Below are 629 nucleotides of genomic sequence, written 5' to 3'. Positions count from 1 at the left end.
GCGGGGGCGGCCACGGTGATGTCGACCGCCGAGCCGGTGGCGGGCACCCCGGTACCGGTCCCGGCCGCCGGGAGGCTGTTCCCGGTCGGCAGCAGCGACAGCACCCCGGCCGGGGCGTCCTGGGCGAACGCCAGCCGCACGTTCAGCGTCCGGGACTCGCCGTCGCGCAGCCGCACCAGCGAGGCTTCCCGGTCGCCCGTGCGCAGCGTCAGCGCCAAGCGCCCGGATCCGCCCTGGCCGCTGTCCACGGCCGGCAGCCACTCGCCGTCGGGCGCCCGGAACTCCAGCCGGACCGCCTCGGCGGCGGGCAGGGTCCTGCCCCGGAAGGTCAGTTCGGGCAGAAAGGCGACGTCCTTGCCGCTGCGGTTGGTGAGCGTCAGCCGGAACGGCTTCGGCTCGCCGCCCGCGGTGAAGGAGCCGGGCACCGCGTCCAGGCCGAGGTAGGGCACGCCGGACGCGGGGGCGGTCGACGGCGCCCCGGTGGGGCTGCCCGCGGTGACCGTGAACTCCCGCTGCGGGCTTGCGGCTTCGGTGATCCGGGTCTCCGGCGGCAGGGTCGGGTCGGCGACCAGCGCCGTGAACCCGGCGGTGGCCCGGCCGGCGGGCGCGGCGGCGGTGACGGCCAGCCG

Annotated in this window: 1 protein-coding gene; it reads right to left on the bottom strand. The window is 78.2% G+C overall.

Annotated features, from left to right (window positions below; genetic code table 11):
- Positions 1-629 (bottom strand): hypothetical protein (locus tag BI06_RS50725; protein ID WP_199523291.1); only part of this gene is annotated, 629 nt, incomplete at both ends.

Origin of the sequence: Kitasatospora sp. MBT66, assembly GCF_000710405.2 — a bacterium.
Lineage (GTDB): Bacteria > Actinomycetota > Actinomycetes > Streptomycetales > Streptomycetaceae > Kitasatospora > Kitasatospora purpeofusca.
The sequence above is the reverse complement of the archived record's forward strand: the minus strand, read 5'-3'. Positions and strand labels throughout refer to the sequence as shown.